21 protein-coding genes are annotated in these 19,390 nt (G+C 68.7%); 11 read left to right on the plus strand and 10 right to left on the minus strand.

Annotation, left to right across the window (positions count from 1 at the left end; translation table 11 throughout):
• The first annotated feature begins 13 nt into the window (after positions 1-13).
• The 4 genes from LCM15_RS10985 (at position 14) to LCM15_RS11000 (ending at position 3,346) form a co-directional block, all read left to right on the plus strand.
• Positions 14-895 carry a F0F1 ATP synthase subunit gamma gene (locus LCM15_RS10985; RefSeq protein ID WP_224856304.1) on the plus strand — a complete coding sequence of 294 codons (882 nt, stop codon included), beginning with the start codon at positions 14-16 and terminating at the stop codon, positions 893-895.
• 16 nt (positions 896-911) lie between these two features.
• Positions 912-2,336, plus strand: coding sequence for a F0F1 ATP synthase subunit beta (gene atpD / locus LCM15_RS10990; protein WP_224856305.1), 1,425 nt, complete (start codon positions 912-914; stop codon positions 2,334-2,336).
• Between the two features lie 48 nt (positions 2,337-2,384).
• The gene (locus tag LCM15_RS10995; protein WP_224856306.1) at positions 2,385-2,819 is read left to right on the plus strand and encodes a F0F1 ATP synthase subunit epsilon; all 435 of its coding nucleotides are present in this window, start codon (positions 2,385-2,387) and stop codon (positions 2,817-2,819) included.
• A 176-nt stretch (positions 2,820-2,995) separates the two neighbouring features.
• On the plus strand, positions 2,996-3,346 hold the full coding sequence (locus tag LCM15_RS11000; protein ID WP_224856307.1) for an H-type lectin domain-containing protein: 351 nt from the start codon (positions 2,996-2,998) through the stop codon (positions 3,344-3,346).
• A gap of 255 nt (positions 3,347-3,601) precedes the next feature.
• On the opposite strand, the gene LCM15_RS11005 is transcribed toward LCM15_RS11000, so the two are convergent.
• Positions 3,602-4,612, minus strand: a complete 1,011-nt coding sequence (locus LCM15_RS11005) for a ribose-phosphate pyrophosphokinase (protein WP_224856308.1) — start codon at positions 4,610-4,612, stop codon at positions 3,602-3,604.
• Positions 4,613-4,713: 101 nt separating this feature from the next.
• On the opposite strand from LCM15_RS11005, the gene LCM15_RS11010 reads away from it, so the two are divergent.
• Positions 4,714-5,313: a 2-hydroxychromene-2-carboxylate isomerase gene (locus LCM15_RS11010; RefSeq protein WP_224856309.1), complete on the plus strand. Its 600-nt coding sequence runs from the start codon at positions 4,714-4,716 to the stop codon at positions 5,311-5,313.
• Positions 5,314-5,355: 42 nt separating this feature from the next.
• On the opposite strand, the gene LCM15_RS11015 is transcribed toward LCM15_RS11010, so the two are convergent.
• The 8 genes from LCM15_RS11015 to LCM15_RS11050 all read right to left on the minus strand — a co-directional run bounded on the left by LCM15_RS11015 (position 5,356) and on the right by LCM15_RS11050 (position 10,627).
• A complete protein-coding gene (locus tag LCM15_RS11015) occupies positions 5,356-5,502 on the minus strand; it encodes a hypothetical protein (RefSeq protein ID WP_224856311.1) in 147 nt (48 codons plus the stop codon).
• An 89-nt stretch (positions 5,503-5,591) separates the two neighbouring features.
• Positions 5,592-6,101 (minus strand): methylated-DNA--[protein]-cysteine S-methyltransferase, encoded by a 510-nt coding sequence (locus LCM15_RS11020; protein WP_224856313.1) that lies wholly within the window; start codon positions 6,099-6,101, stop codon positions 5,592-5,594.
• Positions 6,098-6,658, minus strand: a complete 561-nt coding sequence (locus LCM15_RS11025) for a bifunctional transcriptional activator/DNA repair enzyme AdaA (protein WP_224856315.1) — start codon at positions 6,656-6,658, stop codon at positions 6,098-6,100. The genes LCM15_RS11020 and LCM15_RS11025 overlap by 4 nt, the downstream gene beginning before the upstream one ends.
• Before the next feature lie 75 nt (positions 6,659-6,733).
• Complete coding sequence (gene plsY, locus LCM15_RS11030; RefSeq protein ID WP_224856317.1) at positions 6,734-7,351, minus strand: glycerol-3-phosphate 1-O-acyltransferase PlsY; 618 nt, start codon at positions 7,349-7,351, stop codon at positions 6,734-6,736.
• Positions 7,351-8,634 carry a dihydroorotase gene (gene pyrC / locus LCM15_RS11035; RefSeq protein WP_224856319.1) on the minus strand — a complete coding sequence of 428 codons (1,284 nt, stop codon included), beginning with the start codon at positions 8,632-8,634 and terminating at the stop codon, positions 7,351-7,353. The genes plsY and pyrC overlap by 1 nt, the downstream gene beginning before the upstream one ends.
• An 87-nt stretch (positions 8,635-8,721) precedes the next feature.
• Positions 8,722-9,135, minus strand: coding sequence for a hypothetical protein (locus tag LCM15_RS11040; protein ID WP_224856321.1), 414 nt, complete (start codon positions 9,133-9,135; stop codon positions 8,722-8,724).
• Positions 9,132-9,680, minus strand: coding sequence for an aspartate carbamoyltransferase catalytic subunit (locus tag LCM15_RS11045; RefSeq protein WP_224856322.1), 549 nt, complete (start codon positions 9,678-9,680; stop codon positions 9,132-9,134). The genes LCM15_RS11040 and LCM15_RS11045 overlap by 4 nt, the downstream gene beginning before the upstream one ends.
• Positions 9,677-10,627, minus strand: a complete 951-nt coding sequence (locus LCM15_RS11050; RefSeq protein WP_224856323.1) for an aspartate carbamoyltransferase catalytic subunit — start codon at positions 10,625-10,627, stop codon at positions 9,677-9,679. Before LCM15_RS11050 ends, LCM15_RS11045 begins: the two co-directional genes overlap by 4 nt.
• A gap of 212 nt (positions 10,628-10,839) precedes the next feature.
• Between LCM15_RS11050 and LCM15_RS11055 the strand changes: the two genes are divergently transcribed.
• From LCM15_RS11055 to LCM15_RS11075, 5 genes are all read left to right on the plus strand, one after another.
• Positions 10,840-11,634, plus strand: a complete 795-nt coding sequence (locus tag LCM15_RS11055) for a uracil-DNA glycosylase (RefSeq protein WP_224856324.1) — start codon at positions 10,840-10,842, stop codon at positions 11,632-11,634.
• On the plus strand, positions 11,631-12,194 hold the full coding sequence (locus LCM15_RS11060) for a hypothetical protein (protein ID WP_224856325.1): 564 nt from the start codon (positions 11,631-11,633) through the stop codon (positions 12,192-12,194). The genes LCM15_RS11055 and LCM15_RS11060 overlap by 4 nt, the downstream gene beginning before the upstream one ends.
• Positions 12,195-12,213: 19 nt before the next feature.
• Positions 12,214-12,756, plus strand: a complete 543-nt coding sequence (moaB, locus tag LCM15_RS11065; RefSeq protein ID WP_224856326.1) for a molybdenum cofactor biosynthesis protein B — start codon at positions 12,214-12,216, stop codon at positions 12,754-12,756.
• Positions 12,757-12,855: 99 nt separating this feature from the next.
• On the plus strand, positions 12,856-14,319 hold the full coding sequence (locus tag LCM15_RS11070; RefSeq protein ID WP_224856327.1) for an efflux RND transporter periplasmic adaptor subunit: 1,464 nt from the start codon (positions 12,856-12,858) through the stop codon (positions 14,317-14,319).
• Between the two features lie 3 nt (positions 14,320-14,322).
• A complete protein-coding gene (locus LCM15_RS11075) occupies positions 14,323-17,712 on the plus strand; it encodes an efflux RND transporter permease subunit (RefSeq protein WP_224856328.1) in 3,390 nt (1,129 codons plus the stop codon).
• Positions 17,713-17,757: 45 nt separating this feature from the next.
• Here the strand turns inward: LCM15_RS11075 and LCM15_RS11080 are convergent, their stop codons facing one another.
• Positions 17,758-18,555 (minus strand): protein-disulfide reductase DsbD domain-containing protein, encoded by a 798-nt coding sequence (locus tag LCM15_RS11080; protein ID WP_224856329.1) that lies wholly within the window; start codon positions 18,553-18,555, stop codon positions 17,758-17,760.
• Positions 18,556-18,703: 148 nt separating this feature from the next.
• Here LCM15_RS11080 and LCM15_RS11085 point away from each other — a divergent pair, with 148 nt between their 5' ends.
• Positions 18,704-19,279: a YqgE/AlgH family protein gene (locus tag LCM15_RS11085; protein ID WP_224856330.1), complete on the plus strand. Its 576-nt coding sequence runs from the start codon at positions 18,704-18,706 to the stop codon at positions 19,277-19,279.
• Positions 19,280-19,390: the final 111 nt, after the last annotated feature.

Below are 19,390 nucleotides of genomic sequence, written 5' to 3' on the forward strand. Positions count from 1 at the left end.
AAAGGACAGGATTATGCCTAGCCTCAAGGACCTCAAGACCAGGATCTCCTCGGTCAAGTCGACCCGGAAGATCACCAAGGCCATGCAGATGGTGGCCGCCGCGAAACTGCGGCGGGCACAGGACGCGGCCGAGATGGCACGCCCGTATTCCGAGCGCTTCAATGCGGTGCTCGGATCTCTGGCGGCGTCGGTGGGCGGCAGCCCGACCGCGCCCAAGCTGCTGTCCGGCACCGGCAAGGACGACGTGCACATGCTCGTCGTGATGACCGCCGAGCGCGGCCTTTGCGGGGGCTTCAACAGCTCCATCGTGAAGCGCGCGCGGACCGCGATCGCCAAGCTGAAGGCCGAGGGAAAGACGGTGAAGATCCTCACCGTCGGGAAGAAGGGCCGTGAACAGCTCTCCCGTGAACACGGGAAGCTGTTCGTGGGTCACGTGGACCTCAGCGAGGTCAAGAAGCTCGGCTACGCGGATGCGCAGTCGATCGCAAAGGACCTGCTCACCCGTTTCGACGAGGGCGAGTTCGACGTGGCGACCATCTTCTATGCGAAGTTCGAGACCGTGATTTCGCAGGTCCCGACCGCCCAGCAGATCATCCCGGCCCAGTTCGACGCGGCCGAAGATGACGACGCCGGTGCGTCCACGCTCTATGAGTACGAGCCCGGCGAGGAAGCCATCCTTGCCGATCTCCTTCCCCGGGGTGTCTCTACCCAGATCTTCTCGGCTCTGCTGGAGAACGCCGCCTCGGAACAGGGGGCTCGGATGAGCGCCATGGACAACGCCACGCGCAACGCTGGCGAGATGATCGACAAGCTGACCATCGAGTACAACCGCTCGCGTCAGGCGGTCATCACCAACGAACTGATCGAAATCATCTCGGGCGCCGAGGCGCTCTAAGAACCGGAGACGATAAATGGCAAACGCAAAAGGCAAAGTGACCCAGGTCATCGGCGCCGTGGTCGACGTGCAGTTCGACGACCACCTGCCCGAGATCCTGAACGCGCTGACCACCACCAACGACGGCAAGACCCTGGTTCTTGAAGTTGCACAGCACCTCGGTGAGAGCACCGTCCGCACCATCGCGATGGACTCGACCGAAGGTCTCGTCCGCGGCCAGGAAGTGGTCGACACCGACAAGCCGATCTCGGTTCCGGTGGGCAACGCCACCCTGGGCCGCATCCTCAACGTCGTGGGCGAGCCCGTCGACGAGCAGGGCCCGGTCGAGGCGGACGAGTACCGCGCGATCCACCAGCCCGCTCCCGAGTTCGACGAGCAGGCGACCGACACCGAGATCCTCGTGACCGGCATCAAGGTCATCGACCTTCTCGCGCCCTACTCCAAGGGCGGCAAGATCGGCCTGTTCGGCGGCGCCGGCGTGGGCAAGACCGTTCTCATCATGGAACTGATCAACAACATCGCAAAGGTGCACTCGGGCTTCTCCGTGTTCGCCGGTGTTGGCGAGCGGACCCGTGAGGGCAACGACCTCTACCACGAGATGATCGAATCCAACGTCATCAAGCCCGACAACCTGTCGGACTCGCAGGTGGCGCTGGTCTACGGCCAGATGAACGAGCCGCCGGGAGCCCGTGCCCGCGTCGCCCTGACCGGCCTGACCCTGGCCGAGCAGTTCCGTGACCAGTCCGGCACCGACGTTCTGTTCTTCGTCGACAACATCTTCCGCTTCACGCAGGCCGGCTCCGAAGTGTCCGCACTTCTCGGCCGTATCCCGTCCGCCGTGGGTTACCAGCCGACGCTGGCCACCGACATGGGCGCGATGCAGGAGCGCATCACCTCGACCAAGAACGGCTCGATCACCTCGATCCAGGCCGTCTACGTTCCCGCGGACGACCTCACCGACCCGGCACCCGCCACGACCTTTGCCCACCTCGATGCGACCACGGTTCTCAACCGTGCGATCTCGGAGCTCGGCATCTACCCGGCAGTGGACCCGCTGGACTCCAACAGTCGGATCCTCGACCCGCAGGTTGTGGGCCAGGAGCATTACGACGTGGCGCGCGAAGTGCAGGGCATCCTGCAGCGCTACAAGTCGCTCCAGGACATCATCGCCATCCTCGGGATGGACGAACTGTCGGAAGAGGACAAGCTGACCGTTCAGCGCGCCCGGAAGATCCAGCGCTTCCTGTCGCAGCCGTTCGACGTGGCGAAGGTCTTCACCGGCTCCGACGGTGTGCAGGTCCCGCTCGAGGACACCATCTCCTCCTTCAAGGCAGTGGTGAACGGCGAGTACGACCACTTCCCCGAGGCGGCCTTCTACATGGTCGGCGGCATCGAGGAAGTGAAGGCCAAGGCCGAGAAGCTGGCCGCGGAAGCTGCCTGATGACTGCCGGGGGGCCTTTGTGCCCCCCATTACCAACCGGAGGCCCTAATGGCTGATACGATGCAATTCGATCTGGTGAGTCCCGAGCGGAGCCTTCTGTCGACCCAGGCCAAGAGCGTGTCGATCCCGGGCACCGACGGTGACATGACGGCGGGTCCCGGCCACGCCGCGATGATCACCACGCTGCGCCCCGGCATCCTCAAGGTCGAAACCGAGACGGGCACCGAGGAATTCGTGGTCACCGGTGGTTTCGCCGAGATCGGCACCACCGTGAGCGTGCTCGCCGAGCGCGCCGTGCCCCACGCGGACATGACGCAGGAGACCTACGAGGATCTCGTGCGCGAGGCGCAGGCCTACTACAAGAAGGTCGTCGAAGAGACCGAGAACGAGCCGGGCCCGGTCGACGACGCGGCCAAGCTGCTGCAGGACATGGTGGCGGTCGGCGGTCATATCGGCCTCGACCCGAAACAGCCGAACTTCTGACGCAGACTACAGCGCAAGCCAGATCGGAAACCCCGCCCAAGGCGGGGTTTCTTGCGTTTAGGAGGGGCGCATTTTCTGACGCCGGGGGGCAACGCTGCCGGTCTCGGGCCGGTTTCGCCCCTTTCAAAGCCGCCGTCTTTGGCGGATGATCCTTGCGGGGACCAATTGGGGGCAGAATGCGCCATCTGAATGTCAGCCTGATCGGCATCGATCAGGGCAATGTGGAAGTGTTTTCCGAGTTCGCCGACGGCGGCGACATGTGGACCGGTCGGGGCGCGCGGGAGCGCCGCAAGGCGGTCCGCTTCTCCGAGCCGTTCCGCACGCCTCCGACGGTGCAGGTGTCGCTGTCCATGTGGGACATGGACCAGAGCGCCAATGCCCGCGCCGATCTGCTGGCCGACAACATCACCGAGACAGGGTTCGATCTGGTGTTCCGCACCTGGTCCGATACGCGGGTCGCGCGGGTGCGGATGTCGTGGCTGGCGATCGGCGAGCTCCCCAGCGAGGATGACTGGCAGCTTTACTGAGCTGCCGCGCGACGGAGGTCTTGCAGCCTCCGTGCGGCCCGGCGCCTCGCCGGTTGCCCCTGCGGGGAGGGTCTGCCCCCTGTCGCACCGCAGGTGCGCCCTTAAAAGAAAAGAGGGGGCTCTGCCCCCTGTCGCACCGGAGGTGCGCCTAAAAAGAAAAGAGGGGGCTCTGCCCCCTCTTGGCCTGCGGCCAATTCACCCCCGAGGTATTTTGGAACCAGAGAAGGGCAGGGGGCGCCCTCCTCCAGCCCTGGATCAGAGAATGCCTTCGTAGATCGGGCCGAGCGTGTCGGTCTCGAACAGCGAGGACACCGAGGTGCCGTTCCAGATGTTGAGGATCGCCTGGGCGAACATCGGGGCGGTGGGCACCACGCGGATATTGGGGGCCGCGGCGACGGCGTCGGTGGCGGCGATCGAGTCGGTGATCACCAGCGACTTCATCACCGATTTGGTGACGCGCTCGACCGCGGGGCCGGAGAGCACGCCGTGGGTGATATAGGCGTGCACCTCGGTGGCGCCGTGGTTCATCAGGATCTCGGCGGCCTTGCACAGCGTGCCGGCAGTGTCGCAGATGTCGTCGACGATGATGCACTTCTTGCCGGTGACGTCACCGATCACGGTCATCTCGGCGATCTCGCCGGGCTTCTCGCGGCGCTTGTCGACGATCGAGAGCGGCGCGTTGATGCGCTTGGCCAGCTCGCGGGCCCGGGCCACGCCGCCGACATCCGGAGACACCACCATCACGTCCTCGAGCTCGCCCTCGAACTGCTTCAGGATGTCGAGCGCGAAGACCGGCGAGGCGTAGAGGTTGTCGACGGGGATGTCGAAGAAGCCCTGGATCTGGGTCGCGTGCAGGTCCATGGTCAGCACCCGCTCGATGCCGGCTTCGGCGATCATGTTGGCCACCAGCTTGGCGGTGATCGGGGTCCGGGCCTTGGTGCGGCGGTCCTGACGGGCATAGCCGAAATAGGGGATCACGGCGGTGATGCGCGAGGCCGAGGAGCGGCGCAGCGCGTCGGCCATGATCAGCAGCTCCATCAGGTTGTCGTTCGCCGGGCGCGAGGTGGACTGGAGGATGAACATGTCCTCGCCGCGGACGTTCTCGTAGACCTCGACGAAGATCTCCTGATCGTTGAAGCGCTCGACGCGCGCGTCGACGAGTCCCACGGACATGCCGCGATATAGGGACATCCGGCGGGCAATGGCAGTGGCCAGCGGCTTGTTGGCATTGCCCGCGATAAGCTTGGGCTCGATGACGGTGGGCATGGGAGGCGGCTCCGGCAGCAGAATGACAGATTCGTGACGTTGCCGGTCGCTTAGCATGGAGGTAGCGTGTCGCAAAGACGCACTCCGTAACGAGGGACGACATGGCGCATCTGGATTACTATTTTACCGTTCTCTCCCCCTACGCCTATCTGGCCGGGGGGCGCATGGAGGAGATTGTGGCCCGCCACGGGGTGAGCGTGACCTACAAGCCACTCGACATCATGGCGCTGTTCCCGCGCACCGGCGGCGCCGCCCCGAAGGACCGGCACCCGTCGCGCCTGGCCTACCGGGCGCAGGAGCTGCCGCGTCAGGCGAAGAAGGCCGGGATGGAGCTGAACTTCCGACCGGCGCACTGGCCGACCAATCAGGCGCCGGCGTCCTACGCGATCATCGCGGCGCAGAAGGCGGGCGGCGGCGATCTGGGCGGGCTGGTGCAGTCGATCCTGCGCGCGGTCTGGGTCGAGGACAAGGACATCGCCGAGGATGCCGTGGTGCAGGAGTGCCTGACCGCGGCCGGGTTCGATCCGTCGCTCACCTTCAGCGGAATGCTGGCCGGGGCGGAGATCTATGCCGCCAACCTCGAGGACGCGGTCAATGCCGGGGTCTTCGGCGCGCCGTTCTACGTGCTCGACGACGGGGCGATGTTCTGGGGGCAGGACCGGCTGGAGGACCTCGATCTGCATCTGTCGGGCAAACTCTGAGCGGCGAAATCCGGGCAACTCCGCACGCCGGAGCGCCAGCGGTCAGGCCTGCTTGTTGAGGCCGACCGACGGGGTGACCGTCTTCTCGACCACGGGCAGACGCCCGAACCACCAGATCGCCACCGCGTTCAGGGCAAACAACCCTGCAACACAAGCTGCCATGAGAAGAATGGTGACGATCGCGCTCATCGGGGGTGGCTCCTTTTCCTTTGTAAGCCAATCCCGTGTCGTAGAGAAAGTTCCCTGCCTGCTCTAGCCTGCGGTGCGCGGGCCGCAGATCAGAACAGCGAAAGTTGCCGCCCGGCCACACCGGCGGTGGTGGCCTCGTGCTGCAGCAGCCAGGTCTTCGTATCAAGCCCGCCGCCGAACCCGGTGAGCGCGCCGCTCTTTCCGATAACCCGATGACAGGGAAGGATAATCGGCAGCGGGTTGGCGCCGTTGGCGGCCCCCACCGCGCGGCTTGCGCCGGGGGTGCCGAGGGCGTTGGCGATGGCGCCGTAGCTGCGGGTCTCGGCATAGGGAATGGTGGCGAGCGCGGCCCAGATCTTTTTCTGAAAAGCCGTGCCACGGATCTCGAGCGGCACATCGAAAGCGCGAAGCTCGCCCGAGAAATACGCGTCAAGCTGGTGTCGGACGGCGTCGAACGGCGCGGGATCGGGCTGCCAGTCGGCCTTCGGCGCGACAGCCTTGTTGCCCGTGGGGAAGCTCAGCAGCCGCAACGCGGTGCCGTCTCCGGCCAGTAGCAGGGGGCCGACGGGGCTGTCGTGGTGGCAGTAGCGCAGGCTCATGGGGCGGGCTTTCGCAGCGTCGAGGGCGGGCGACCGTAGAGCGCTGAGATCGCGGCATTGAAGCGGCGCAGGCTGCCGAAGCCCGCGCGCGAGGCGATCTCGGTCATCGGCAGGTCGCTGTCGTTCAGCAGCCGCTTGGCGCGCTGCACCCGCCTGGTCTGGGCCACCTGCAGGGGCGAGGCGCCGACCTGCTCGGCGAAGAGCCGGGCGAGGTGGCGCGGCCCGATGCCCAGCCGTGCCGCGAGGTCCGTCACGGTGCCGGTGTCGAGCGCGCCGTCCTCGATCAGCCGAAGGGCGCGCGCGACGGTGGTGCGGGTGCCGTTCCACGCCGGCGAGAACGGCGCGGTCTCGGGGCGGCAGCGCAGACAGGGGCGGTAGCCGGCCCGCTCGGCGCTGGCGGCGCTGGGGAAGAAGGACACGTTCTTGGTCAGCGGAGGCCGCACCGGGCAGACCGGGCGGCAGTAGATGCCGGTGGTGCGCACGGCGGTGAAGAACACCCCGTCATAGGCGGGGTCGCGGCGCATCCTGGCGGCGTTGCATGTGTCGAAATCCAGCATGGGTCGAGCATAGCGCGGCCGCCCGCCCGGGGCGAGCCTGCGCCGGCAATGAGGTCCGGAAACGGCGAGTGCGGATCAGCCGGTCTTCTTCTTGCCGATGCGCGGCTCGGTTCCGGCGCGTAGGCGCGCGATGTTGCTGCGGTGGCGCCAGAAGATCACGATGGTCAGCGCCACGGTCAGGGCGGTCAGCTCGTATTCGCGCAGAAGGATCATCCACGCGGTCGACATCAGCGCCGCGACCAGCGCGCCGACGCTGGAAATGCTCGACAGCGCCGCCGCCGCGAGCCACGTGGCGCAGCACATCAGGCCGACGGGCCAGCTCAGAGCCAGCATCAGGCCGAGGAAGGTGGCCACCCCCTTGCCGCCCCTGAAGCGCAGCCAGACCGGGTAGCAATGGCCAAGGAAGGCGGCCAGACCGGCAAGCTGCGCCGCGTCCTCTCCGGCCAGCCAGCGCGCCAGCAGCACCGCCACGGCGCCCTTGCCGCCATCGAGCAACAGCGTGCCCGCGGCGGCGGCCTTGTTGCCGGTGCGCAGCACGTTGGTGGCGCCGATATTGCCCGAGCCGATACTGCGCAGATCGCCGAGCTTCATGGCGCGGGTGAGCAGCATCCCGAACGGGATCGAGCCCAGCAGGTAGCCGATGACGGCCCAGAGCAGCAGCAGGATCGGGGCGGTGGTGAGGTCGGGCAGCATCAGGCGCTCCGGTAGACAGCGGTTCCGGCGACGAAGGTCGCAAGGACCTTACCCTGAAGCCGGGCGCCATCAAACGGTGTATTCTTGGACTTCGACTGCAGCTTGAAGCGGTCGAGCACGAAGGGCTTGTCGGCGTCGAACAGCACCAGATCGGCGGGTGCGCCCTTGGCCATGCGACCCGAGGCGAGACCCAGCCGCTTGGCGGGGTTGCGCGACAGCGCGCGGAACAGCGTCGGCAGCTCGAGCTCGCCGGAATGGTAGAGCCGCAACAGCACCGGCAGCATGGTCTCGAGCCCCACAGCGCCCGAGGCGGCCTCCTCAAAGGGCAGGCGCTTGGACTCTTCGTCCTGCGGCGTGTGGAAGCTACCGATGATGTCGATCAGCCCCGAGCGCACGGCCTCGACCGTGGCTTGCCGGTCTTCCTCCGAGCGCAGCGGCGGCTTGACCTTGAAGAAGGTGCGGTAGTCCGAGACGTCGAGTTCGTTGAGCGTCAGGTGGTGCATCGAGGTCCCGGCTGTGACGTCGAAGCCGTTCTTCTTGGCCCGCTCCAGCGCCGGCAGGGCGCGGGCGGTGGTGATCTGGTCGGCGTGGTAGCGCACCCCGGTCATCTCGACGAGCGCGAGGTCGCGGTTGAGCCCCATGCGCTCGGCCATGGCCGAGACCGCGGGCAGGCCGCGCAGCGAGGCGAATTTGCCGGAGGTGGCGGCGGCCCCCTTCGACAGGCCGGGATCCTGCGGGTGACAGATCACCAGCGCGCCGAGCGAGCGGGCATAGGTCAGGGCGCGCGACAGCACCTTGGTGTCGGTGACCACGTGGTCGCAATCGGTGAAGGCCACGGCGCCGGCATCGAGCAGGAAGCCGAGCTCGGTCATCTCGCGCCCGGCGCGGCCCTTGGTCAGCGCGGCCATCGGCAGCACGTTGACCGGCGCGTCATCCTCGGCGCGGTCGCGGATGAACTCGAGCACCTCGGGCGTGTCGATCGCCGGGTCGGTGTCGGGGCGGGTGACGATGGTTGTCACGCCGCCAGCCGCTGCGGCGAGGCCCGCGGTCTTGTAGCTTTCCTTGTGCCGGTCGCCCGGTTCGCCGACCTTGACGCCGATATCGACGATGCCCGGCGCGAGGAAGGCGCGGCCCGCGTCGATGCGGTCGGCATCGGCGACCTGCGGCTCGGGCTGGTCGAAGATCTCGGCGATGAGACCGTCGCGCAGCAGCACGGCGCCTTCGGTGACGGTATCGGCGTCCGGGTCGATCAGGCGGGCATTGGTGAGGAGCGTTGCGGTCATGCGGTGCGGTTCCCGGTCAGTCTCTGCGGTTGGCGGCGTCTGCCCGCGCAGGGGTGGAGTAGTGCAAGAGCGGCGAAAGGAAAAGGGTCAACCGGCCCCGGAAGCGGGCCGCGCGGCCTCGATCCGCGCCACCACCGCCGCCGGCTCGGGCTGGAACTTGATCAGGTGCTTGTCGCCCGCGCGGGTGACCAGCTGCACGGCGGAGCCGATCCGGCGCACCTTGGCGAGATCGGCGAGCGCCACGTGGCGCTCCGCCGGGCCGTGCAGGGTGTCGCCAGACATCTCCCAGACGTGGCCCAGCTCTTCCGACATCAGGTACCAGCCGCGCGCCGCCACCGCGGCCAGGGCGCCGACGGCGCCGGTCCAGACATGCGGCGTGCCGGTGAGCCAGAGCAGGATCATCGCGGCGGGCATGGCGAGCACCGCCAGCGTCACGTGGCTTTGCACATAGGTGGCGCGGTCGGGGGCAAAGCGGGCCACGGGGGCGCCGCCGGGGGTCATGTCAGCCCCAGAACAAGCCAGCCGATCACCAGCACCGCCAGCACCCCGAGCGCGATCATCGCGAGGGGCGGCATCCGACGCCCGTCCGGGGAGGCATCGGCGGCGTCGCCGGCGGGGCGGCTGCGCGCGGCCTTGCTGCGCGGCGTGGGGCCGCGGCCGCGGGCGGACTCTTCGTGGAAGGTGCCGATCCAGCGCAGCGGGCTGGCGACGGTCAGCTCCTGCGCGACATGGTCGAAGGCCTGACTCGGCAGCACCACCACGTGGCCCTGCAGCGCGTCGATGCGCGGGCGCATGTCGCGGAAATCGGCGCCCGTGAGCTGGTAGGCCTCGGCGAGATAGGCCGAGAGGCTCATGTCGCCGAGATCGCGGATCGCCACCACGTCGACGAAGGCGGGGCGCAGGCGCTTGGCGCCGAGGCCGTATTGCAGGGGGTATTCGCCGGTGCCGGCCTGCGTGGTGTAGCGCTCGACCGCCTCGGGCGGCAGGTCGAGGTGGAACAGCCGAACGGTGCCGGTCTCGGAGCCGTTGATCTGCATCGTCGTCATGCGGAAAGCTCCGTCGGTCGGGCCCGCAGGTTGCGCGCCAGAAGGTCCATCGCCGCCATGCGCACCGCCACGCCCATCTCGACCTGCTCCTGGATCACCGAGCGGTTGATGTCGTCGGCGATGGTGCCGTCGATCTCGACGCCGCGGTTCATCGGACCGGGGTGCATGACGATGGCGTCGGGCTTGGCATGGGAGAGCTTGTCGGCGTCGAGTCCCCAGCGGTGGTAGTATTCGCGCTCGGACGGGATGAACCCGCCGTCCATGCGTTCCTTCTGCAGCCGCAGCATCATCACCACGTCGACATCCTCGAGTCCCTTGCGCATGTCGTCGTAGATCTCGACGCCGAACTCGGACATGCCGGCGGGGATCAGGGTCGACGGGCCGACGAGGCGGACGCGGTTCTCCATCTTCTGCAGCAGCAGAATGTTGGAGCGCGCCACGCGGGAATGGGCGATGTCGCCGCAGATCGCGATGTTGAGCCGGTGCAGGCGGCCCTTGGCGCGGCGGATGGTGAGCGCGTCGAGCAGCGCCTGGGTGGGGTGTTCGTGACGGCCGTCGCCGGCGTTGAGCACGGCGCAGTGGACCTTCTGGGCCAGCAGGTCGACGGCGCCGGAATGCGGGTGGCGCACCACCAGCAGATCCGGGTGCATGGCGTTCAGCGTCAGCGCGGTGTCGATCAGGGTCTCGCCCTTCTTGATCGAACTGGCCTGCATCGCCATGTTCATCACGTCCGCCCCGAGGCGCTGGCCGGCGATCTCGAAGCTGGCCTGCGTGCGGGTGGAGTTCTCGAAGAACATGTTGATCTGGGTCAGGCCGGAAAGCACGTTGGAGTGCTTCTCGCGCCGCCGCGACAGGGTCACGTACTGGTCGGCGAGATCGAGCAGCGTGGTGATCTCGTCGGGGCGCAGGGGCTCGATGCCCAGAAGGTGACGCTGGTCGAAACGCATGGCGGAGCTCCGTGAAAGACTGCCTGCGTGTATAAGAAGGGGGAGGGGGCGCGACAAGTGGCAGCCCCGCATCCCGGGCACACTCCCGCCCACCCACCCCGTGCGCCCGGGAGGCGGTGCGCGTCGTGGCGGAGGCCGGATCGTGAGTATTTGAAACATGGAGAAGACGGCAGGGATTTCCGCCGTCGCGCGCTGGGTCTAAGATCGCCTGCATGGATTCGGGACTGGACTGGCATTACGCCCGCGCGGCGCTGGAGTGGCAGCTTGAGCTGGGCGCCGACGAGGCGATCGGCGAGACGGCGGTCGACCGCTTTGCCGTGGAGGTCGAGCTGCAGGCCGCCCGGGCCGCCGCCGCGGTGACGCAGGCCCCGGCCGGGGGCGGGGCGATGCCGCCGCCGAGGATCGAAGAGGGGCCGGACCCGGTGGCGGTGGCGCAGATGGCCGCCGCGGGGGCGGCCACGCTCGACGACCTGCGCGAGGCGATGGCGGCGTTCGAGCATTGCGAGCTCCGGCGCGGCGCGCGCAACCTCGTGTTCAGCGACGGTGTGGCGCCGGCGCGGGTGATGATCGTGGGCGAAGCGCCCGGGCGCGACGAGGACCTGCAGGGCAAGCCCTTCGTCGGCCGGGCCGGACAGCTTCTGGACCGGATGCTCGGGGCGATCGGCCTGTCGCGGGCGGAGGGTGTCTATATCACCAACGTGCTGCCCTGGCGCCCGCCGCAGAACCGCGACCCAAGGCCCGACGAGATCGCCATGCTGACGCCGTTCCTCGAGCGGCACATCGCGCTGGTCGCGCCCGAGGTGCTGGTGGTGATGGGCAACATCTCCTGCGATGCGCTTCTGGGCAAGCGCGGCATCACCCGGCTCCGGGGCAAATGGACCGAGGCGCAGGGCCTGCCGGCGCTGCCGATGTTCCACCCGGCCTACCTCCTGCGCCAGCCGCAGATGAAGCGCGAGGCCTGGGCCGACCTGCTGGAACTCAAGGCAAAGCTCCGGGCCAAGGCGTGAGCCGGCTCTGCGCCGCCTCTCTTGCGGTGGTGCTCGTGGCGGGCAGCGCGCGTGCCGAGGCGCCGGGTTTTGCCATCGATTATGACCTGCTCTTCGAGCGCGAGGCGGGCGCGGTGCAGCACCCGTCGCCGGGGGTGGAGCATCTCGAACTGCCGGGGCCGGTGATCGTCGAGCGCCGTGGCGGGCGGGTGCGCGCCACCGACCAGAGCGGCTGGGGCCCGGCGGGCTGCGCCCTCGACCGGCTGGTGACCGCGGCGGCAGCGGTGCTGAGTTGCCCGGACCTGTTTTCCGAAGCGCAGCGCGACCGCGTGGCCGGGCAGCTTCTGCGCGGGGTGGCGTTCTTCGCCGCCAACACCGTTCCGGCGATGGACGAGGCGCAGGCGCACCGCGCGATGCGGGCGGCGCTGGCGCGCGAACGGGCCACGCTCGCGCTGTCGTGTGCCAGCCGCGACGCCGCGCCGCTGGCATTTGCCGCGCATATCGCCGAAGATCCCTCCCTGCGGCGCTTCGGCAGGATCTTCGAGACGCCGCGCCTGCCCGTGACCGCCCCTTGCCACTGACCCCCTTCGGAAGCCCGGAATGTCCCGCATCGACGAAACCAAGCCATTCATTCCCGTCCGCATCGCCGTGCTCACCGTCAGCGACACGCGCTCGCTGGCCGAGGACCGCTCGGGCGACACGCTGGTGCAGCGGCTGACCGCGGCAGGGCACACGCTGGCGGCGCGGGCGATCTGCACCGACGACCGCGACAAGATCGCCGCGCAGCTGCGCGAATGGGTCGCCGACAGCGACATCGACGTGATCCTGTCGACCGGCGGCACCGGGCTGACCGGGCGCGACGTCACCGTCGAGGCGCATCGCGATGTCTACGAGAAGGAGATCGAGGCCTTCGGCACGGTCTTCACCATCGTCTCGATGCAGAAGATCGGCACCAGCGCGGTGCAGAGCCGCGCCACCGGAGGCGTGGCGGGCGGCACCTATCTGTTCGCGCTGCCCGGCAGCACCGGGGCGTGCAAGGATGCGTGGGACGAGATCCTCGCCTTCCAGCTCGACTACCGGCACCGGCCCTGCAATTTCGTCGAGATTTTTCCGCGTCTCGACGAGCACCAGCGACGTAAGTGAGGCCGTCGCGCGTAGGAGCAGGGTGGCGCGCGGTTGCGACCGCACCGATATGATAAGCTGAAAGGGTCTCAAGAACCCGACACAACGGGAAGTTACCGGATGCGTTTCCTTCGACAGAGCCTCGTGGGGCTCTTTCTGCTCTCTCTCACCCTCGGCATCCTGGTGTTTGCCGGGGCGTTGGTGCGCGATGCGGTCGAGGCGCGGCTGAACGACGAGCCGCGCGTGCCGGAGGCGCGCGAGCGGGTGTTCGCGGTGAACGTCACACCGGCGCGCCTCGAAACGGTGACGCCGGTCCTGACCGCCTTTGGCGAGGTGCAGAGCCGCCGCACCCTTGAGCTGCGCAGCGCCATCGAGGGCACGCTGGTCGATCTGGCCCCGGATTTCGTCGACGGCGGCCGGGTCGAGGCGGGCGAGCTGCTGGCGCGCATCGATCCCGCCGACATGGAAGCCGAGCTGGCCCGCACCGAAAGCGCCGTGGTGGATGCCGAGGCCGAGCTGCGCGAGGCGCGCCGGGCGGTGACGCTCGAGCAGGATGCGGTGACGGCGGCACGGGAGCAGGCGGCGCTGCGGCAACGCGCCTTCGAGCGCCAGACCGATCTGGCGGCGCGCGACGTCGGCACCGCCGCGGCGGTCGAGGAGGCGGAGCTCACCGCCTCGTCGGCGCGGCAGGCGGTGGTCACGGCGCGGCAGTCGCTGGCGCTGGCCGAGGCGCGGGTGGATCAGGCGCAGACCAGCCTGACCCGCGCAAGGATCGCCCGGGACGATGCCCAGCGGCGGGTTGACGAGACCGAAATCCGCGCCGGCTTCGCGGCCCAGCTCAGCGACGTGGCCGTGGTCGCCGGGCGGCGCGTCTCGGCCAACGAGCAGCTCGCGGTGCTGGTCGATCCCGATGCGCTCGAGGTCGCCTTCCGGGTCTCGACCCTGCAATACGCACGCCTGCTTGACGACAGCGGGCGGCTGCGGCGGGTGCCGGTGACGGCGCGGCTGGAGCTCTACGGCGGCAACCTCGTGGCCGAGGGCACGCTCTCGCGCGAGGGGGCGGCGGTGGGCGAGGGCCAGACCGGGCGGGTGCTCTATGCCACGCTCGATCAGGCGGCTGGGTTCAAGCCCGGGGATTTCGTCACCGTCGAGGTGACCGAGCCGGCGCTCGATCGGGTGGCGCGGCTGCCCGCCACGGCGCTCGACCCGGCGGGCACAGTGCTGGTGGTCGGGCAAGACGAGCGGCTCGAGGACGTGCCGGTCACGCTGGTCCGGCGTCAGGGCGACGACGTGCTGCTGCGCGGCGAGGCGCTTGAGGGGCGCGACGTGGTGATGCAGCGCACGCCGCTTCTGGGCGCCGGCATCAAGGTGCGTCCGCTGAAGGGCGCCGCCACGCCCGAGGCGCCGCCGTCGCAGGCAGAGATGCTCGAACTGACCGACGATCGGCGGGCCCGGCTCATGGCGTTTGTCGAGGGTGCGAACGAACTGCCCGACGGCGACAAGGCGCGCATCCTCGCGCAGCTCTCGCAGGACCGGGTTCCGGCGCAGGTGGTGCAGCGCATCGAAGCCCGGATGGGAGGCTGAGCGATGCGCCAGATCCCGGGGCAGGCCAGCGGCATCCTGAGCTACTTCACCCGCCACCCCACGGTGGCGAACCTGCTTCTGGTCATCCTCGTGGTCGCCGGTCTGCTCGCCGGTCCGAACATGCGGGCGCAGTTCTTTCCCGACGTGATCGACGACGATGTCTCGGTGAACGTGCGCTGGGACGGCGCCGGGGCCGAGGATGTGGATTCCGGCATCGTGCAGCTGCTTGAACCGACGCTGCTGGCGGTCGAGGGGGTGGTCGACACCTCCAGCATGTCGCGCGAGGGCAGCGCCGAGATCGAGCTCGAGTTCGAGCCGGGCTACGACATGATGAAGGCGGTCGACGATGTCGAGACCGCCATCGACACGGTCACCGACCTGCCCGAGGATGCCGACGATCCGACCATTCGCAGCGGGGGCTGGCGCGACCGGGTGACCGACGTGGTGATCACCGGCCCGGTGGCCGTGGACCAGCTTGGCCGCTTTGCCGACGAGTTCGTCGTCCGGCTCTTTGCCGAAGGCGTGACCCGCACCACGATCCGGGGTGTCGCGGCGCCGCAGGTGGTGGTCGAGGTGCCCTCCCGCAACCTCATCGGTCACGACGTGACCATGCAGCAGATCTCGGACGCCATCGCCGGCGAGGTCAACGCCAACCCGGCCGGCGACGTGAGCGGGGCCAATGCCCGCGTGCGCACCGGGGTCGAAAAGCGCAGCGCCGAGGCCATCGCGGCGATCGTGCTGCGCTCGGAGGCGGACGGCACCAAGCTCACCATTGGCGACGTGGCACGCGTGCGGCGCGAGGGGATCGACCGGGCGCGCACCTATTTCGTCGGCGAGAACCCGGCAATTTCGGTGCGGGTCGACCGCTCGGCGCAGGGCGATGCCATCGAGATCCAGCGGCAGGTCGAAGAGGTCGCGCGCAGCTTTCAGGCCTCGCTGCCCGAGGGCACGCGGATCGACCTGATCCGCACCCGCGCCGAGGCGATCTCGGGGCGGCTCAACATCCTGCTCGAAAATGGCGCCATGGGGCTGGTGCTGGTGGTCGTGCTGCTGTTCCTGTTCCTCAACGCGCGCATCGCGATCTGGGTGGCGGCGGGCATCCCCACCGCCATGCTCGCGGCGCTGGCGCTGATGTATGCCTCGGGGCTGACGATCAACATGATCTCGCTCTTCGCGCTGATCATCACGCTGGGGATCTTGGTCGATGACGCCATCGTGGTGGGCGAGCACGCCGACCACATGTCTCGGCACGGGCTTGGCCCGGTGCAGGCAGCCGAGACCGCGGCACAGCGCATGGCGCTGCCGGTGTTCTCCTCGACGCTGACCACGATCATCGCCTTCCTCGGCCTGACCGCCATCGGCGGGCGCTTTGGCGACATGATCCAGGACATTCCGTTCACGGTCATCATGGTGCTGATCGCCTCGCTGGTGGAGTGCTTCCTGATTCTGCCCAACCACATGGCGCACGCCATCGCCTCGGCCAAGAAAGAGCACTGGTACGATCTGCCCTCGCGGCTGGTGAACCGCGGCTTCCGCTGGGTGCGCGAACGGCTGTTCCGGCCGCTCATGGTGGGGGTAATCCGGGCGCGCTACGTGGTGCTGGCGCTGGCGGTGCTGGCCTTCGCCTCGCAGGTGGCGCTGTTCATCCGCGGCGATGTGCAATGGCGCTTCTTCAACTCGCCAGAGCAGCCCTCGATCAGCGGGAACTACGCCATGGCGCCGGGCGCCACGCGCGAGGACACGCTGGCCCAGATGCGCCTGCTGCAGCAAAGCGTCGACGCGCTGGGGCAGGCGTATGAAGAGCGCTACGGGCGCAATCCCATAGATTACATGATCGCCGAGATCGGCGGCAATTCCGGGCCGTCGCTGGCGGGGGCGGAAAACAAGGACGAAGACCAGCTCGGGGCGATCTCGATCGAGCTGATCGATGCCGACCTGCGGCCCTATTCGAGCTTCGCCTTCGTGGCGGAACTGCAGGAGACGGTCGAGCGGCATCCGCTGCTCGAAATCGTCAGCTTCCGCGGCTGGCGTTCGGGCCCCGGGGGCGACGCGCTCGACGTGCAGTTCTACGGGGCCGACTCCGACACGCTCAAGGCCGCCTCGCTCGACCTGCAGGAGGCCGTCCTGCGCTTTCCCGAGGTCTCGGGCGTCGAGGACAACCTGTCCTACGACATGGACGAGCTGGTGCTCGAGCTGACGCCGCAGGGCACGGCGCTGGGCTTCACCATCGACGCGCTGGGCCGGGTGCTGCGCAACCGTGTGGCCGGGATCGAGGCCGCCACCTATCCCGACGGTCCGCGCAGCGCCGAGATTCGGGTCGAGCTGCCCGAGGACGAGCAGACCGCGGATTTCCTCGAACGGATGCAGATGCGCACCCCCGACGGCGCCTACGTGCCGCTGGCCGACATCGTCAGCGTCTCGCGGAGCACCGGCTTTTCGACCGTGCGGCGCGAGAACGGGCTGCGGGTGATCTCGGTCATCGGCGACATCTCCGAGGACGACCCGGCCCGCGCCACCGAGGTGATGCAGGCGCTCGAGCAGGAGATTCTGCCCGAGATCGCCGCCACGCGGCAGGTCGAGTGGCGCCTTTCCGGGCTCTCCGAGCAGGAGGACGCGTTTCTCGCCGACGCGCTGACCGGGCTCATTTTGGTCTTGCTCGGGATCTACCTCGTGCTGGCGTGGGTGTTTGCCAGCTGGACCCGCCCGCTGGTGGTGATGTCGATCATCCCCTTCGGGCTGGTCGGCACGATTTACGGCCACGCGGCGTGGGAGGTGCCGCTGTCGATGTTCACGGTGGTCGGGTTGCTGGGCATGACTGGCATCATCATCAACGACTCCATCGTGCTGGTGACGCAGATCGACGAGTACGCGCCAGACCGTGGCATCCTTCAGGCCATCGTCGATGGTGCCGCTGACCGCCTGCGTCCGGTGTTCCTGACCACCGCCACCACCGTGCTCGGCCTCGCGCCGCTGCTCTACGAGCGCTCGGCGGACGCGCAGTTCCTCAAGCCCACGGTGATCACCCTGTGCTACGGGCTGGGGTTCGGCATGGTGCTGGTGCTGCTGGTGGTGCCGGCGCTGATCGCCGTTCAGCACGACATCGCGCGCCACGTGGCTGCATTCCGCCGCGGGTTGCGCTTTCGCCACGCCGGCGTGCGCGCGCTGATGCTGGCGGCGTTCGCGGGCGTGCTGTGCTGGCTTGCCGCGACCATGGGCTATGCCGCGGTGACCGGGGCGCTCTGGCCGCCGCTGGCGCTGCCGGGGCTCGCGATGCTGTCGCCGATGATGGCGGGCTTCCTGCTCTTCGCGGGCGGGGTCAGCGCTGCGGTGCTGGTGCTTTGGGCCATCTCCGCGCTGGCCTTCGCGCTCAGCCGGCGCTCCGGGTCGGCCTGAGGCCGGGCGCGCAGGGCTCTGGCAGCGGGCCTGCGCCCGGACGTATCAGCTATCGCAGCCCTGGATATCGACCGCGTGGCTCTTGCCGAGCACGGTGATGCGCAGACGCGAGCGGTCGAGCATGAACGGCTTGCCGTCCATGTGCACGAGCTTGGTTTCGGTCACCAGGGTGCCGCCTTCGCGATGGGTCTCGGGCTCTGCGGCCCAGACCGTCGGCTGACCGCTCTCGACCACCGCCTCTTCCTCGCCGCCGGCCGCCGGCATGTCGATCTCGGCGCGGAGCTTGAGGCCGCGCTTGGCGGGGCTGACGGTGCAGCGAACCGCGCGGACCGAGGCCTCGGCCTCGGAGAACGGCGCCGAGGCCATGGCGGCGGCGATGCGTGGGTCGGGAGCGCCGCCTTCGGGCAGCGTGGCGTTGATCCGGAGCGTGTGCGGCAGACAGATGTCCTTGCACAGCCCGAGCTGCATCTCGGTCCTGAGCGCGATCGGGCCATCGCCGCGCGGCGTGATGCGCAGCGGCAGCACGAGCTCGTCCTTGTAGCCGACCGAGCGCATTCCCGATTGCCAGAACACGTGCGGTGTCGGCCACAGCACATCGATCCCGCCGGCATTCTCGGAGCCGGCCCAGTCGAAGGACGGCGGGATGCCGGCATCGCCGGGTGCGCGCCAGTAGGTCTTCCAGCCGGGCGCGAGCGACAGGTGCAGCGCGGCCACGTGATCGCCGTTGGGCAGCCGCCATCCGGGCAAAAGCTGCGCCTCCACCGGCTCCTGTGCGAGCGCAGGGGCGGCGGGCAGAAAGAGGGCCAGACAGGTGGCGAGGGCTGAGGTCAGACGGCGCAACATGGGAAATCACATGGCGAGTCGGGGCTGAAATGCCAAGTCACATTGAGTCGAGCCTGTCGTGTCCGGTTCGATCTGTTGCACCTCCTCCCTTGTCTCGCGCGGGGGCGGGCGCCATGTTGAAGGAAGACCTTGTACGGAAAGCCCTCTTATGGACAGCGCCCCCGAGCCGACCGATCTCACCGGTAAGATCCTCATCGCCATGCCCGGCATGGGCGATCCGCGCTTCGAGCATTCGGTGATCTATCTCTGCGCCCACTCCGAAGAGGGGGCGATGGGGCTGATCGTGAACAAGCCCTCGGCGGATGTGAGCATGGGGGCGCTGCTCGAGCAGCTCTCGATCACTCCCGCGCCGGGGCTCGGGCCGCGGCAGGTGCATTTCGGCGGCCCGGTGGAAATGGGGCGCGGCTTCGTGCTGCACTCGCCCGACTACATGTCCGGGCTGACCACGCTGCAGGTCAATGACGGCTTCTCGATGACCGGCACGCTGGACGTGCTCGAGACCATCGCGCGCGGCGACGGGCCGGCGCAGTGGATGGCGATGCTGGGCTATGCCGGCTGGGGGCCGGGGCAGCTCGAGGAGGAGCTGGCGGCGAATGGCTGGCTGGTCTGCGATGCCACGCCCGACCTGATCTTCGAGACCGCCGACGCCTCGAAATGGGAGGCCGCGCTGAACTCCATGGGGGTCTCGGCGCATCTGCTCTCGGCCGAGGGCGGCACGGCCTGAGCGCCGGACAGGTCCCCCGGCCTCGGCAGATGGGGGGCGCTGCCCCCGCCCGCGCTGGCGCGCGGACTCCCCCGAGGTATTTCGAAACCAGAGAAGAGCGGGCGCGGCGCC

The sequence above is a fragment of the Salipiger bermudensis genome, from assembly GCF_020171625.1.
In the GTDB taxonomy this organism is placed as follows: domain Bacteria; phylum Pseudomonadota; class Alphaproteobacteria; order Rhodobacterales; family Rhodobacteraceae; genus Salipiger; species Salipiger bermudensis_B.